Origin of the sequence: Bifidobacterium santillanense, from assembly GCF_018555385.1 — a bacterium.
GTDB classification, from domain to species: Bacteria; Actinomycetota; Actinomycetes; order Actinomycetales; family Bifidobacteriaceae; genus Bifidobacterium; species Bifidobacterium santillanense.
Genome location: NZ_JAFEJS010000011.1, coordinates 1 through 16,371, shown reverse-complemented (window position 1 = coordinate 16,371; position 16,371 = coordinate 1). Strand labels below are relative to the sequence as shown.

The 16,371-nt window shown below is 62.3% G+C and carries 9 protein-coding genes; 3 read left to right on the top strand and 6 right to left on the bottom strand.

Features of this window, described 5'->3' with window-relative positions:
- The first annotated feature begins 133 nt into the window (after nucleotides 1-133).
- On the top strand, nucleotides 134-2,815 hold the full coding sequence (locus JS528_RS09225) for a glycosyltransferase family protein (protein ID WP_214358771.1): 2,682 nt from the start codon (nucleotides 134-136) through the stop codon (nucleotides 2,813-2,815).
- An 82-nt stretch (nucleotides 2,816-2,897) separates the two neighbouring features.
- On the opposite strand, the gene JS528_RS09220 is transcribed toward JS528_RS09225, so the two are convergent.
- From JS528_RS09220 to rfbA, 6 genes are all read right to left on the bottom strand, one after another.
- On the bottom strand, nucleotides 2,898-4,352 hold the full coding sequence (locus tag JS528_RS09220; RefSeq protein WP_214358770.1) for a sugar nucleotide-binding protein: 1,455 nt from the start codon (nucleotides 4,350-4,352) through the stop codon (nucleotides 2,898-2,900).
- A 13-nt stretch (nucleotides 4,353-4,365) separates the two neighbouring features.
- A complete protein-coding gene (gene rfbB, locus JS528_RS09215) occupies nucleotides 4,366-5,388 on the bottom strand; it encodes a dTDP-glucose 4,6-dehydratase (RefSeq protein WP_214358769.1) in 1,023 nt (340 codons plus the stop codon).
- Between the two features lie 111 nt (nucleotides 5,389-5,499).
- The gene (locus JS528_RS09210) at nucleotides 5,500-9,600 is read right to left on the bottom strand and encodes a glycosyltransferase family 2 protein (RefSeq protein WP_214358768.1); all 4,101 of its coding nucleotides are present in this window, start codon (nucleotides 9,598-9,600) and stop codon (nucleotides 5,500-5,502) included.
- A gap of 23 nt (nucleotides 9,601-9,623) precedes the next feature.
- Complete coding sequence (locus tag JS528_RS09205) at nucleotides 9,624-10,862, bottom strand: ABC transporter ATP-binding protein (protein ID WP_420838210.1); 1,239 nt, start codon at nucleotides 10,860-10,862, stop codon at nucleotides 9,624-9,626.
- A gap of 4 nt (nucleotides 10,863-10,866) precedes the next feature.
- A complete protein-coding gene (locus tag JS528_RS09200; RefSeq protein WP_214358767.1) occupies nucleotides 10,867-11,691 on the bottom strand; it encodes an ABC transporter permease in 825 nt (274 codons plus the stop codon).
- A 78-nt stretch (nucleotides 11,692-11,769) separates the two neighbouring features.
- The gene (gene rfbA / locus JS528_RS09195; RefSeq protein ID WP_214358766.1) at nucleotides 11,770-12,663 is read right to left on the bottom strand and encodes a glucose-1-phosphate thymidylyltransferase RfbA; all 894 of its coding nucleotides are present in this window, start codon (nucleotides 12,661-12,663) and stop codon (nucleotides 11,770-11,772) included.
- 129 nt (nucleotides 12,664-12,792) lie between these two features.
- On the opposite strand from rfbA, the gene JS528_RS09190 reads away from it, so the two are divergent.
- A complete protein-coding gene (locus JS528_RS09190) occupies nucleotides 12,793-14,214 on the top strand; it encodes a tyrosine-type recombinase/integrase (protein WP_214358765.1) in 1,422 nt (473 codons plus the stop codon).
- 81 nt (nucleotides 14,215-14,295) lie between these two features.
- Nucleotides 14,296-16,371: InlB B-repeat-containing protein (locus JS528_RS09185; RefSeq protein WP_214358764.1), on the top strand; the 2,076-nt coding region annotated here is incomplete at its 3' end.

Sequence of the window (16,371 nt, the reverse complement as noted above, 5' to 3'; positions counted from 1 at the left end):
CGATATCCGCACCGTCGCCGGAGTTCCGGTCCTTCCATGCCTGCCACCCTTATTCACGGAAGGAGATTATACAATCCGGCCATCTCCTACAATGAGGGGCAGTACGTTCCCGTCAATCGCCGAAAGCCAGCATATGAAGCACACTTTGGACAAAGCCGTCGCGCTCGTGGCAGCGCATCGGCTGATTGCGACCACCATCGTCTTCCTACTGTTTGCCTTCGCCGTGGGCATCGGACGATTCCCCGCGATCAACGTGCAGTATGCGGCCCGATTCGGGGACTCGGTCTCCCCCGCCGATCAGGTGTCATTCGTGTTCGACGATAATCCCGGCTATTCGAAGTCCGCGACGCAACGCGCGTTCCCGATCAATGGCAACGCCGCCATCAACGTCGACTCACTGAACATGGATTCGAGGTCTCTGGTCATCTCGGCTCCGGAGACCGCCAAGCTCTCGCGGCTTGAGGCCAGCGTCGTCGCGGACGGCAAAACGCTGTACGGAGTATCCGTCATCCCCGGGGCCTCCATCGAACGGACATCGGATTCGAATCACGGCGGCAACGTCCGATTCTCGGTTTCGGCAGAACAGCTGACCGATTTGCAACGGAAGCTGGCGTTCACCTCGGAGATCAAGCTGGCGATTCTGGCCGCCCTGCTGGTGTTGTACGCGATCACGATCTGCCGCATGGGCATACTGCGTCATCTGGATCGTCGATATTTCGCCCTGGGCACGGTGGTCATGCTGCTCATCGGTGGTTTCCTCGCCAACGTATGGCTGGTCAAGAAGCCGATCATCTATCACTACTCCTATTCGTTCACGCAGCCGGTCAACATCGACGACGATTCGACGTACGAATTCAGCCAGCCGTTCGTCGCGCAGCAGGATGAACTGCGTTCCATCCGCATGCCGCTTTCCTTCACGCTGTCCATCGATCCGGCGGACACCGGTAATCCGAATTACGACAAGGTGTATGTGAATTCGCATGAATACCGAAACCGCTACGCCATCGAGGTGATGGATTCCTCGGATGGTTCCAGCCTGTATTCCGGCCTGCTGACCCCGGACCTGTTGGTGAGGGATTCCGATGGCATGCCCACGACCAAGGCGGAGATCCCGCTGCGGTACGACCATGCGGCGGGCAGGACCTTCGTCGTGAGCATCCACAAGCTCGACCGTCACCCCGCCACCGTCCAATTCCAGGGAGCGGCCCTCGAGCAGACCACGGAATCGCTGCCGATGGGTTCCACGCCCGATTCGATGGAGCTGTCGGTCAAGTCCTCGCAGCCGTTCACGTATCTGAACATCGCGATCGGATATCGGGGATACCCGTATCGGACCGTCATCACCGTGATCGTCCTCGGGCTTCTGGCATTGCTGCTGTGCAATCTGCTGGCCGGCAGACGCCTCGGCCGCATGGTCACGACGGCGATGTGCGCCGTGAACTATCTGGTGCTGTCCGCATACGCCTTCTTCCAATTCGGCGTGTACACCCGGTATCTGCAAGGGTTCCCGGATGAGGAGGCGCATCTCTCCTACATCGCCTATCTCAAACAGCATGGCGGGCTGATTCCCGACTTCGCCGATATGCAGGTATACGCCCGGACCAGCGCCAACAGTCTGGATCTCACGCAGCCCACCGAGTTCAATCGTCTTGGCCATCCGCCGCTGTTCTACCAGATCGAGCGCGTCTTCGGCGGCATGACCATCAGCGGAGGCACCGCGACCTTCGACGTCGTGCGCATGGAATTCGTCTCGTTCCTGATCGGGTTCATCGGCATCGCGCTGGTGTTCTATCTGGGTTTCACGCGTATCCGCAAGATCCCCGCGTTGCATCTGCTGTTCGGACTGATGGTCATCAGCCCGCCGAACCTGCTGTTCACGATGAGCGGGGTGTCCAATGATTCCATGACCCTGTTCGCGGTCTCCGTGTTCGTATTCGGCATGGTGCGGTTCTTCGAACGCCGCTATGATCTGCTGACGTACGGCGTCATCGCCTGCGGCGTCACGCTGTCGTTCCTCAGCAAGTTGACCGCGGCCATGGTCGTCGGTCTCATCTCGCTGGGGGTGGTGATCTACACCCTGTTCGTGGAACGCGATCGGAAGCCGTTCATGCGGGCGAGTTTCCTGGGGACGCTGCCGATCTACCTCGTTCCGATCGGGTATTTCGGCTACATGATGGCCCGATTCCACACGCTGCAGCCCAGTTTCCAGAAGTTCGACTTCTCCGGATACGTGAAGTCGAACTTCTATGTCGACGCGGAGCACCGACTCTCGTACAACGTGTGGGAATACGTGAACTACTACGTCCGGCATTTCCTGGATACGTGGCAGGCCCTGGCCGGCACCATAGGCGTGCCGAAGCCCGAGGCCCCCCTGTATGCTCTGGACCGCATGGCCGTCATGGCGGTGCTCGTGGTGCCACTGGCGGTCTTCCTGATGAGTCGCTCCCGTCACCGCGATTACTTCATCATCGTCGAGACGGCGATGCTCGCGACCGCCGTGTACCAGTGGTATTCCGCATTCAACGGGTTCTATAGGAACGGCTACCCCGGTGCGTTCTCCAGTCGCTATTATCTGTGCGCGACGTCTCTGTTCGCATTGGCGATCGTCTGGATGATATGCCGCAGATTCTCGGCGAAGACCGATGATTCGCTGCTGACGACCCCGTCCCATACGAATCGCCCGGCGACGGTACCGTTGAGCGAATTGGGAATGGCCCTATGCCTGATTGCCATCGTCCTGCTGACGTTCGATGGATTCATCTATTCGTTGCTGTATCAGGCGGACGGGGTCACCGGCTTCACCGGCCAGCCGTAAATGGCCGTCATATAGAGGAGAGGGAGCCGCGGAAATTCGCGGCTCCCTCTCCTCTATGTTGATGTTGCGTCCGAGGAACGTATTACTTGTTGAGTTCCTTGTCGACGTATGCCTTGAGGGATTCCTCCCAGTCGGCGGGGGTGTAGCCGGCGTCCTCAATCTTGGTCAGGTCGAGCGCGGAGTGCGTCGGGCGCGGGGACACGGGGTTCTTGGCGTTGGCGAAGTACTCGGCGGTCGAGATGGGCTTGACCTTGTCGCCGTTGCCGTTCGTCAGGTCGAAGACCTCGGCGGCGATGTCCGCCCAGCTCTTGACGGCGCCGCTTCCGGTGAGGTTGTACGTGCCGTACGGGGCGTGGCTGTCGAGCAGGTGGAAGATCGCCTCGGCCATGTCCCGGGTGAACGTCAGGCGCCCGAACTGGTCGTCCACGACGGTCACCTGGTTGAGGCCGTCCTCCGGGTCGGCGACGCGGTTGGACAGGTTCATCATGGTCTTGACGAAGTTGTGGCCCTCGCCGATCACCCAGGAGGAGCGTAGGATGTAGTGCTCGGGCGCGTTGGCCACGGCGATGTCGCCCGCGGCCTTCGTCTGCCCGTACACGCCCAGCGGCGCGAATGCCTCCGACTCCGTGTGCTGCTCGGCGGTCCCGTCGAACACGTAGTCCGAGCTCACGTGCACCAGCGTGATGTGATGGTCCTTGGCGACCCTGGCGAGCAGGGCGGGACCCTGGGCGTTGGCCTTCCACGCGACGGGGCGGCCCTCGGCGGTCTCGGCCCTGTCGACGGCGGTGTAGGCGCCCGCGTTGATGATCGTCCCGTACAGCGACCAGTCGTACCTGTCGTACGCGGCCGGGTCGGAGAAGTCGAACTCGTCGATGTCCGTGTACTCGAAGCCCTCAAGACCGTGCTCCTCCGCGTAGGCGCGGATCGCATGGCCCAGCTGCCCGTTGCACCCGGTCACCAGGGTGCGCTTCGGGCTCATGGGCTTGGCGTCCTTGAGCATCGGGTGGTGCAGGTCCGCCTCGGACCGCTCCGACTGCTCCAAGGGGATCGGCCACCGGATGTTCAGCTCGGGGTCGGCGAGGTTGACGAACGTGTAGGTCTTCTTCTGCTCGAGGCTCCAGTGGGCGTTGACCAGGTACGTGTACACGGTGCCGTCCTCGAGGGCCTGGAAGCTGTTGCCCACGCCGCGCGGCACGTAGATCGCCCGGCTCGGGTCAAGACGGGTCGTGAACACCTGGCCGAACGAGCCGCCCGGACGCAGGTCCACCCACGCGCCGAAGATCTCGCCCGCCGCGATCGAGATGTACTTGTCCCACGGCTCCGCATGGATGCCGCGCGTCACGCCCTTCGTCGCGTTATACGAGATGTTGTTCTGCACCGGACCGAAATCCGGCAGACCCAACGCGGTCATCTTGGCGCGCTGCCAGTTCTCCTTGAACCAGCCCCGGTTGTCCCCATGCACCGGCAGATCGAACACCAGCAGACCCGGGATGTTCGTCTCCGTGACCCTCAGTTCCTTCTCGAACTCAAAACCCATGATCATTCCCCTCTCACTGGCCCTGCCGCTTGTACTTGGCCTCGGTGGCGGCCTTGGCGGGCTCCCACCACGCGCGGTTGTCCGTGTACCACTTGATGGTCTGCTCGAGGCCGGACTCGAAGTCGGTGTGCTTCGGCCTCCAGCCCAGCTCGGTCTGCAGCTTGGTGGAGTCGATCGCGTAGCGGCGGTCGTGGCCGGGACGGTCCTTGACCCAGTCGAACGCGTCCTCGCTCTGTCCCATCATCCTGAGGATCATGCGCAGCACGGTGATGTTGTTCTTCTCGCCGTTCGCGCCGATCAGATACGTCTCGCCGATCCTGCCCTTGGTCAGGATCGTCCACACGCCCGTCGAGTGGTCGTCCGTGTGGATCCAGTCGCGCACGTTCAGGCCCTGACCGTACAGCTTCGGACGCAGCCCGTCGAGGATGTTCGTGATCTGACGCGGGATGAACTTCTCCACATGCTGATACGGGCCGTAGTTGTTCGAACAGTTCGAGATCGTCGCACGGATGCCGAACGTGCGGTGCCACGCCCGCACCAGCAGGTCCGAGCTCGCCTTCGTCGACGAGTACGGGCTGGACGGGTGGTACGGGGTCTCCTCCGTGAACTTGGCCGGATCGTCCAAAGCCAGGTCGCCGTACACCTCGTCCGTGCTCACGTGGTGGTAGCGCACGTCGTACTTGCGGCACGCCTCCAGGAGGCGGAACGTGCCCTCCACGTTGGTCTTCAGGAACGGCTCCGGGTTCGCGATCGAGTTGTCGTTGTGCGACTCGGCCGCGTAGTGCACGATCGCGTCATGCCCCGGCACGATCCGGTCCAGCAGCTCCGCGTCGCAGATGTTGCCGTGCACGAACTCCACACGGTCGCCCAGGATCGAACGGATGTTCTCGAGATTGCCCGCGTACGTGAGCGCGTCCAGGACCGTGATGTGCACGTCGGGATGGTTGTTGTACACGTAGTGCACGAAGTTCGAACCGATGAAGCCGCAGCCACCGGTCACAATGATGTTACGAGGAGTGAATACTTCTTCAGCCATGCTTCACCATGGTACCTGTTGGCGGGAACAGTGAAGCGATTCCCCCGACCCACGCAAACGGCCGGCGACCTCTGTGAAGAAGCCGCCGGCCGTTCAACGGAATCGTGCGAATCAGACCTTACGAACCCAGTAGTTGCCCGAGGTGCGAGACAGATTCGGGTTGTAGTACGGGTCGTTCTCGATCAGCGCCGGGTACTTCTTCCGCATCTTGTCGGCCTCCTGCTCGAGGCGTTCCTTCTTCTTCTGGCTCTTGATGTCGTAGCCGCGGGTGACGGACTCGTAGTGGTACAGCTCCACCTCATGCGCCCAGACGATGTCACGTCCCAGATCCCTGCCGATGCGCAGGCACAGGTCGACGTCGTTGTACGCGACGGCGAGATCCTCGTCGAATCCGTTGACCGCATGGAAGTCGGCGGCCTTCACCATGCAGCAGGCGGCGGTCACGGCGGAGTAGTTGACGTTCTCGATCAGACGACCGAAGTAGCCGAGATACGTACGCGGGAAGCCGACCTGGATATGGCCGGCGGCACCGCCCAGACCGAGCACGATGCCGGCGTGCTGGATGGTCTCGGTCGGGTAGTACAGCTTCGCGCCGACGACGCCGACGCGGTCCAGCTGCGCGAACGACACCATACGGGTCATCCATTCGGGGCTGATGACCTCGGTATCGTCGTTGAGGAACAGCAGGTACTTGCCCTTCGCCTTCTGCGCCGCGAGGTTGTTGATCCTCGAGAAGTTGAACGGGATGTCGATCTCCTCCACGCGGAAGCGGTCGCCCAGCTGCTGTTCGTAGCGCTTGTACAGCTCGAACATGTGCGGGTTGGTGCTGCCGTTGTCCGCGATGACGATCTCGTAGTTCTTGTACTCGGTCTTCTCGATGATCGAGGTGACGCAGCGTTCGATGTTGTCGTACCCGTTCTTGGTCGGGATGATGACGGACACCAGCTCGGGATCGGCGATCGCGTAGTGCACGTTGTAGATGCCGTTCGGACCGGCCGAGACCACCTCCGCGTCGACGCCGCGACGCTCCATGGCGGACTGCAGGGCCTTCAGACCGGCATCGGACGCATAGCTCTTCGCTCCGGCTCCGGACGCGGTCGACGTGGCCAGCGTACGCCAGTGGTACAGCACCTTGGCGATGTGACGGATGCGGGAGGGCTCGGTCTTCTCCACGAAGCGCAGCACCAGGTCGTAGTCCTGGGAGCCTTCGTAGCCGACGCGGAAGCCGCCGATCTCGTCGACGATGGACTTGCGGTACACGCCGAAGTGGCTGATGTAGTTCGTGCTCAGCAGCAGGTCCGGGGAGTAGTTCGGCTTGAAGTGGGGATCGAAGCGGTTGCCCTCCTCGTCCTCCTTGTCCTCGTCGCTGTAGATGAGGTCGGTCTCCGGGTTCTCGTTGAGCGCCTTGACGACTTCGAACAGGGCCTGCGGCGCCAGTTCGTCGTCGTTGTCCAGCAGACCGACGAATTCGCCGTCGGCGATCGCCAAGGCGGAATTCGTGGCGCGGGAGATGTGGCCGTTCTTGTCGCGGAAGACCAGACGGATGCGGGAATCGCGATTGGCGATCTCCGTCAGCTTCGGACGGACGCGCTCGTCGGTGGAGCAATCGTCGGCGAGGCACAGCTCCCAGTTGTCGTAGTACTGGCCGATGACGGAGTCCACGCACTTCTCGAGCCACTGCGGGTCCACGTTGTAGACCGGCACCAGCAGAGAAATCAGCGGCTTGTAGGAGAAGCCGTCGATCTGCCTGCGCACATCGGCCGGATTGTACTGTTCGGTGCGCTTGATGAGCTTCTGGTACGCCTGCTTCTGCCACCTCGGCGACCAGTACTTCTCGATCAGGCGCTTGCCGGTGGCGCGGGGGTGCCGGAGCAGAGCGACCTTGTGGAAGAAGGACGCCAGTCCCTCGAGCACCGGGGAGGTGCGCACGTTGAGCTTCGCTTCCTTGTGGTCCGTGGGTGTGGTGAACACCAGCGCCAGTCCCTTGGCGGCGCGCTTGGGATTGCCGTGCAGCGCGATCTCGGCCTTGAATCCGAGGACCGAATCTCCCGGCACTGGATTCTCGAGGTTCACGTCCAGACGGACGATGCGTTCGAGACGCTCCAGCGTGGCGTCCGGCGTCTCACGCAGCGTGATGTCGACTTCCTCGTTACCGTGCAGGTCGGCCGCCCAACCCGTGACGAGCACCGTGGTGCCGCCGTTGCGGGTCTCCACGCGGTCCAACACGTACTTGATGCCCTCCTGCTTGGAGTAGTCGGCGGGGAAGCACACCGAGGCGAACGGATCGGCGAGGTTGCGGCGGGAGTTGATGTACTTCACCGCGTCGGCGCCGTCGATGGTCAGATGATCGTGCTTGAGATCGGTGAACACCGAGTACGGCTGCCACAAGGCGGCGCGGCCGGACTGCTCGCGCACGCGAACGCAGTAGTCGATGCCGCGCAGCCCCGGCTTGAGCTGGCTGTTGAAGCCGCCCATGTCGACGAACTCCTTGCGCGTGACCAGCATGCAGTCCTCGGTGACGGCGAACATGTCCCTCGGCAGCAGGTCACGGAAGTAGTAGCCGATGCCCTCGTCCCACGCGCCGCGCATCTCGAACGGCTTGCCGCTCCTCAAGGCACGAAGGGTCACGCCGACGTTGACCACCCGGTGACGAGAGTCGAAGATCTTGCCGCCGACCACGGCGATACCCTGGTTGTGGGAGTAGTTCACCATCTCCCTGAGCCACTGCTTGTCCTGCGGCATCATACCGTCGAGGAACACGGCCAGCGTCTCGTCCGCGTCGGCGGCGGCCCGGGTCGCCTCGTCGCCATCCTCGATCCGGACGAATCGGACCGACGGGTAATCGGCGGAGTCCTGGAGCTTCTGGAACTGGGCCTTGTTGTAGCCGGCCGCGATGACGACGACGGACGGCAGATCGAACGTGTAGTCGATCTTGTAGGTGCCGAGATTGTCCAGCATGCGCACGTTGCCCGTGATGCCGCGACGCTGCAGCGCGGCCTCGATCGCGGCGCGACCGGCCTCGTACGCATACATCTTGCTGCGCGGGTCTCCGGCGACGGAACTGGCGAGCGTACGCCAGTGGTACAGCATCTGCGGGATGTGGTGGACCTTCCGCGCCTGTTCAGTGGCGCGCAGCACGAAGTCGTAGTCCTGGCTGCCGTCGTATTCGCTGCGCAGGGCGCCGACGGTGTCGAGCAGCGGCTTGGAGACCACCACGAAGTGAGTGATGTAGTTGTGGCCCAGCAGCAGGTCGGGAGACCAATCGGGCTTGAAGAACGGGTCGAAACGGGTGCCGTGCTCGTTGATCTTGTCCTCGTCCGTGTAGACGAAGTCGATCTGCGGGTCGTCGTTGAGTGCCTTGACGACCTCGAACAGAGCCTGCGGGGCCAGCTCGTCGTCGTTGTCCATGAACCCGACGTAGTCGCCGGTGGCCAGTTCGATGGCGGAGTTGGTGGCCTTGGCGATGCGCCCGTTCTCGGAACGGAAGGTGACCTTGATGCGCGGATCCTGCTTGGCGAGTTCCTCGAGCAGCGGCTTGACGTGCTTGGCCGGGGAATGGTCGTCGGCCAGGCACAGCTCCCAGTTGTCGTACCACTGGTTCTGCACGGATTCGACGAACTTGCGCAGCCAGACCTCGTCCACGTTGTAGACCGGGGTGACGATGGAGATCAGCGGCCTGCGCTGGAATCCGGCAATCTGCGAAGCCGCCTCGTCCTTGGTCATGGTCTCGTTGTTGGCGATCCAGCGCTCGTAGAAGCTCTGCTGCTTGACGAAGCGGCGCTTCACCGCCCCGTACAGGGCCTTGGCTCCCTGCTTCGTCCACGCGTGGGAGAGGTAGAAGGACATCTGGCGCATGCGCTTGCGCACGAATTCCGAATGCAGCTCCCTACGGACACGGTTCAGGTCCACCTTCCTGGCGATGGTGCCGCCGGGCGTCTCGCATCCCATGATGAACACATGGTCCCCGGCGGGAATCGTGATGCTGAATCCGGACCGCTCCCTCGGGTCCAGACCGAAAACCGGCGTGACGTCAGGCCTCACCTGACGGGTCAGATGTCCGTTGCGCGCCTTGATGGACAGGTCCAGCGCACGGTTGCGCAGCTTGTCGACCGCCCATCCGGTGACGACGATGCGCTTGTCCGAACCGATCACCGTCTCCTCGACGGTTTCGATGGATACCTGATATGAGCGATTGCCCAACACCGTGTACATAGTGATGCTCCTCGTATGTTCCGTCAGTCGACGGTGATGGTAACGGCTTCCTGCGGGTTGACGACCGACATGACCGGCATGGCGGTGCCCTTGATGTGGAACCGCAGCGCGTTCTCGCGGATCATGATGCGATCGGAGTCGTTCTGCAGCGCGCAGTTGATGCGGTAGTCGCCGAAGGCCAGCACGTTCCTGACATGCAGGGAGACCTCATGCTTGCCCGCGGAGATCGTGTCGTCGTCGTTGTCGGAGAGCGGCACGGACAGAACCGGCACATTGCGCCCGTCGTAGATGTCCACGAACAGATTCTTGGCCAGAAGGTCCCTGTCGCAGTCGAGGTCCAGCACGAGATCGAAGTCCTCGCTTTCGGCGAGGAACTTCTGGGTATCACCGTTCACCAGCAGACGCATATCGTCCAGCACGACGATCTCGCGCTTCTTCTCGGTCGTCTCCTCCTCGACCACCTGCTTGGGCGGGAGGAACGAATCGGAGTACGCGTCGGCGATCTCGTCCGGATCGCCGATCTTGGAGATGCGCCCATCCTGGATGAACATCGCGCGGTCGCAGTATCGGCGGACGTCGGGCATGGAGTGCGTGACCAGGATGACCGTCTTCTTCTGGCGCTTGGCCTCGAAGAAGTAGTCCTGGCACTTCTTCTGGAACGCCTCGTCGCCGACGGCGAGCACCTCGTCGAGCACGAGGATGTCGCCCTGGGACTTGATGGCCACGGAGAACGCGAGACGGACCTGCATGCCGCTGGAATAGTTCTTGAGCTTCTGCTCCATGAAATCGCCGAGCTCGGCGAACTCGACGATGTCGTCGTACATGGCGTCGATCTCGTCGTTCGTGAAGCCGAGCATGGCGCCGTTGAGGTAGACGTTCTCGCGGCCGGTCAGCTCCGGGTTGAAGCCGACGCCGAGCTCGATGAACGGCACGAGCTTGCCGTCGACCTCGATGGTGCCGGAATCCGGCGTGTAGATCTGGGAGATCAGCTTCAGCAGAGTGGATTTGCCGGAGCCGTTCTTGCCGACGATGCCGAAGAACTCGCCCTTGGCGATGTCGAAGGAGATGTCCTTGAGCACGTGCTGCACACGGTACCCGCGAATGCCGCGGATCCAGTTGAAGATGGCGTTCTTCAGGCTTCCGGCACGTTCCGTGGGGAGCTTGAAGCTCTTCGACACCCCCCTGACCTTCAGGGCGGTGCCGACCGGCTTCTTGATTTCGTTCTGCGTCTTCTTGGTCACGGTGTCGTTGTTATTGCTCACGGTCTCACACCAACTCTGCGAAATGCTTGGACTTGACGGTGAAGTAGTGGAATCCGCCGAGGAAGACCAGGAAGCTGAACACCACCGGCCACAGCGAGACGGGGAACTTCACCCACTCCCAGATGGTGGGGTTCTCGGGGGCGATCATCACATGGCGCGCGTCCTGCACGATCTGCGCCATCGGGTTCAGGGCGAGATCGAGCTTGGCGATGAGCAGGCCCCACTCGCCGGCCCTGCTGGAGATCATGCTGATCGGGTAGATGATCGGGGTGCCGTAGAAGCCCGCCTGCATGACGACCTCCCAGATCGGGTTCAGGTCTCGCAGGTTCACGTATACGGCGGCGAGGAAGAACGCGATGCCCAGAGCCAGCAGATACTCCTCGATGAGGATCGGGACGATCAGCAGCCACGAGGCCGTGGGCATGACCCCGTTGAGCATGCAGAACAGGATCACCACGATGAAGTTGAAGCCGAAATTGATCAACGCGCTCATCGAGGAGGCGATGACGACGATGTGCTTCTGGAAGTAGATCTTCCGCAGCAGGTCGCCGTGGCCCACGATGGACATCATGCCGCCGGTGGTGGTCTCGTTGAAGAAGTTCCACATGATGATGCCCAGCAGCAGCGCCACCGCGAAGTGCGGCACGTCCGCGCCGAACCGCAGGAATCGGATGAACACCACGTACATGATGGCGAACAGCATCAACGGCTTGAGCACGGACCAGATGTATCCGAGCACCGACTGCTGGTAGCGCAGCTTGAAATCGGTGCTGACCATCGCCTTGAGCAACAGCCTGTTCTTCTTGGTGAAGATTTCCTTAATAATCACTAGGGCTCCTAGGTCTCCTCGCGTCATAAACGCGTCAATAGTACTCCCACCCTCGAGAAGGGTGGGAGTCGAACGGCGTCAGGCGTCCTTGGGCTTGGCGATGATGCGGTCCTCGGCGACATCCTTGAGATGCTTGCCGTACGGGCTCTTGCCGTACTTGACGGCCGCTTCCATGAGCTCGTCGCGGGTGATCCAGCCGTTCTCGTAGGCGATCTCCTCCGCGACGGCGATCGGCAGGCCCTGCGCGCGCTGTACGGTGCGCACGAACTCGCCCGCCTCGTACAGCGAGTCCATCGTGCCGGTGTCCAGCCACGCGTAGCCGCGGCCGAGCGTCTGGACGTTGAGCGTGCCGTCCTCGAGGTACATCTTGTTGAGGTCGGTGATCTCGAGCTCGCCTCGCGCGGACGGCCTGACCGCCTTCGCGAACTCGGTGACGCGCTCGTCGTAGAAGTACAGACCCGTCACCGCGTAGTTGCTGGCAGGATGCTCCGGCTTCTCGACGATGGAGATGGCCTTCTTGTTCTTGTCGAACTCGACCACGCCGTAGCGCTCGGGATCGTCGACGTAGTAGCCGAAGACGGTGGCGCCGTGCTCCACGGCGGCGGCCTTGCGCAGCGTCTTGCCGAGACCGTTGCCGTAGAAGATGTTGTCGCCGAGCACCAGCGCGCACGGCTCCCCCGCGATGAACTCCTCGCCGAGGATGAACGCCTGCGCCAGACCGTCCGGGCTGGGCTGCACCTTGTAGCTGAAGTTCACGCCGTACTGGGAGCCGTCGCCGAGCAGACGCTCGAAGTTCGGCAGGTCATGCGGCGTGGAGATGATCAGGATGTCGCGGATGCCGGCCATCATGAGCACGCTCAGCGGGTAGTAGATCATCGGCTTGTCGTAGACGGGGAGCAGCTGCTTCGAAGTGACCGTGGTCAGCGGGTACAGCCTCGTGCCCGAACCGCCGGCGAGGATAATGCCTTTCATAACGCCCTTTCCTCCGACGAAACGTCGGAGTTCGTGATTCTTTCTGCGATTTTCCGGATAACGGAATCCATACTAGCGTTCGGCCGGTCGGGGAGCGAACACGGCCACGCGTCTCTTCATACAACGTTCATGCTTCCATCCGCACATTTTTCCTGTTCGGATGGCCGTTTCCGCCTTCGCCGCGACTCCGCTGCATCGTGTTCCCATCGTGTCCGGAGAGCGTCGCCGGACGTTCTCGTCCTTGACGTTTGGGAACGCTACCATACATGCATGGCTCATGTTTGGATCGATGATCTCTGGCTGAAGAAAGACAATGGCGTCCCGGCTTCGGCTGCGGCGAAACGATCGCTCTCCGCGTCCGGGAACCCGTTGAACGCGCAGGTCCCGGAGCAATGGAGAACCTCCCGCTACGGACACGGCAAACGTTGGCGCTGCCGCTGGTACACGCTGGAGAGCGGCGCACGACGGCAACACTCGAAGGCGTTCGCCAAACTCGCGGACGCCGAGGCGTTCCGCGTATCCATGGAGGACGACGTGCGACGCGGCAAGTACGCCAATCCGAACGACGCGAAACGCAAATTCCAGGATGTGGCCGGCATGTGGCTGAGATCGAAGAACAACGTCAGCGAGGGCGTCCGCGCACGCTACGAGTGCGAGATGCGGGTCTACGTCATACCCAAATGGACCGATGTACCGATAGGGTCAATCACCCACGACGACATCGCACGATGGGTGTCGGAACTGTCCACCGGAACATACCCCGTGGGACTGCACTACAACCGCAAACCCAAGCCGCTGTCCCCACGCAGCGTGAAGAGCATCGTCAAAGTCGTGTTCGCCGGGGTGCTCGACTACGCGGTGAGGGTCCGGTTCCTCATGGAGAATCCCGCGCGTGAGGTCGAGATTCCCAAACCGGAGTACAAGGACCTCGTATTCCTTAATATCCACGAAATCGAGGCGCTCGCCCGAGCCGCCGAAATCGTCGGCCGGCCGGTGGACGCCACCATCATCCTGTTCCAGAGCTACGTGGGCACCAGAATCAATGAGACGTTCGCACTGCAGGTGGGCGACATCGACTTCGCGAAACGGCAGATCCGCGTACGACGAACGTGGAAGAACGGCGCGAAGAAACAGCAGCTCGGCCCACCGAAATCGGGGCATCCGCGCACCGTGGCGTTCCCGAAGTTCCTGACGAAACCGTTGCGGGAACTCAGCAAGGGGCAGCCCGACACTGCGTACGTGTTCCGGGCCGTTCGCGGCGGACACATCAACGACCACAACTGGCGAAGACGCATCTGGCACAAGGCCGTGGACATCGCGCAGTTGCAGGACATCGAGGGGCTGACCCCGCACAGCCTCAGACACTCCTATGCGGCCATCGCCATTCGGGCAGGCGCGGACGTGAAGATCCTCCAGCGGCAGATGGGGCACACCTCCGCCAGCCTCACGCTGGACATCTACGGATTCCTGTTCCCGGAGCGACTGACGCAGGTCGCCGACGCCGTCGACGCCGAACGAACCGCCGCCATCGTGTCCAAACGTGTGCGATAGTGCGGTTTCATTGCCGCTTGCCAGCATTTTCAGATGTTGCCGGATTCGGAACCCATAGCCCTAAAAGAAAGGTTCCTGAAGATGACAGGAAATACTAGCAAGTGGCGCGCGCCGCTCGCCGGCCTGGCCTCCGTCGCGATGCTCGCGACCATGGGCGTCGCCGCCAGCACCGCCAACGCGGCCACCTATTCGGCGTCGCCGTCCTTCGATGTGAAGGTCTTCAAGGCTGATGCCCCGGCGGCCAGCGCCTACTGGGGTGCTTCCAAGCGTTACACGTACGGCAAGGCGTTCGATCTGGATCAGCTGACCGATCCGTACTCCGGCATCGACAACAAGGTCCTGACCGGCTACTCCTATGATCTGGCGGGTAAGAACAAGGTCGCCGACGGCAAGATTGCCATCAAGGGCGACACCAAGCTGTATGCGCAGTACGCCGCCGCTCATGTTGTGACCTTCTACAACGAGGACGGCACGTCCGTCCTTGGCCAGGCCGACGTGAAGTCCGGCGCCGCTCTGGACGCCGAGACCTACGCGAAGTCCGGCGCCGAGGCGGCCGCAGACTCCGCCAAGCCGTCCGGCAAGAAGTTCGTGGGCTGGAAGCTGTCGACCGCGCAGGACAACAACGACTTCTACACGACCCAGGCCATCTCCGCGGACACGAAGCTGTACGCGGTGTACGAGTCCTACGCCGGCCCGCAGGACCAGGAGAACCTGAGCGTGGTGAAGTTCCACGTGAGCGACTCCACCGCCGACTACACGCGCTACACGCTGGCGGGCAACCCGTTCCCGGCCTTCCGTGTCCCCGCTTGGGACGGAGTCTCCGGCTCCACCACTGAGTACCTGAAGGACGTGGACCAGTGGAGCGCCGATAAGGGCAACTCCTCCGCCTACAACTTCGGCGCCGATGTCGAGAACAGCAACGTCAACTACGGCGCGGCTGACCTGACCCTGTACGGCTTCGGCGAGTTTGGCGACAAGAACTGGACCGTCACCTACAAGTTCCAGGACGCGAACTCCCTCGTTGACGGTGACGCTGTCTCCTACGACACCACCAAGGTGAACGTGGCCGCGGGCTCTAAGATTGTTAAGCCGAACGACCCGGCCAAGTGGGACCGTGAGTTCACCGGCTGGTACGCGGACGGCAAGGACGTCGACTTCAACACCGCCGTCGAGAACCTGCCGGGTGCCAATAAGGCCAAGCGCACGGTCACCGTGTACGCCGGCTGGGACAAGGAGAACATCTCTCAGGTCGTCTACAACTACAACTACTTCACCGCCCTGTGGGCCAACCCGACCTCCGGCGTCTACGCCGCCAAGGGTCAGGCCATCGACTTCGTGACGAAGGGCAGCAAGATTAACGCCCCGACCGGCGTCGAGGACTACTTCCAGACCGCGGCCGACAAGGCTCACAACACCTACACGTCCCGCACCGTCAAGGGCTGGGCCTCCGTGAAGGACGACGCCCCGATCTCCGTGGTGAAGGCCGACACCGAGGTCTACGCCCAGTGGGCCGGCGTGTCCGCTGTGAAGCTCAACGGCAACGGCGGCGACTTCAAGAACGGCACGCACTACGCGTACGCGACCCTGACCGACGGTCAGAAGTGGCAGGACGTGGTCGAGACCCCGACCCGCTCCGGCTTCACCTTCGCCGGTTGGTACCAGTCCGCCACGAGCAACGTGAAGGCCAACCTGTCCGACGGCTACTGGTACACCGGCACCACCAAGGGCGCCGCCATCGCCGACAACGACACCTTGGTCGCCCGCTGGACTCCGACCGAGCAGCTCGACAACGAGGCCGCGTTCTTCGCGTTCCCGCTCAAGGGCGCCACCGAGGCCACCGACTGGACCCCCGACTTCTCGAACAAGTCCGCTGATTACAAGCTGGCTGAGAAGTACGCGAAGACCGAGGCCTCCTGGAAGACCTACGTCGACTACGTCTACTCCCTCGAGGACGAGTTCAACGCCTACAACAACCTGAAGCCGGGTCAGGAGAAGATTGATGCCGGTCGTGCTCTTGCGGCTAAGCTGCAGGCTGCTCAGGCGAAGTTGGTTGATGATAAGGCTCCGGCCGGCACCACGACCGTGTACCGTCTGTTCAACCCGAACGCGCGTGACGCGGGCTCGCACCACTACACCGCGTCCGTGGTGGAGTACAAC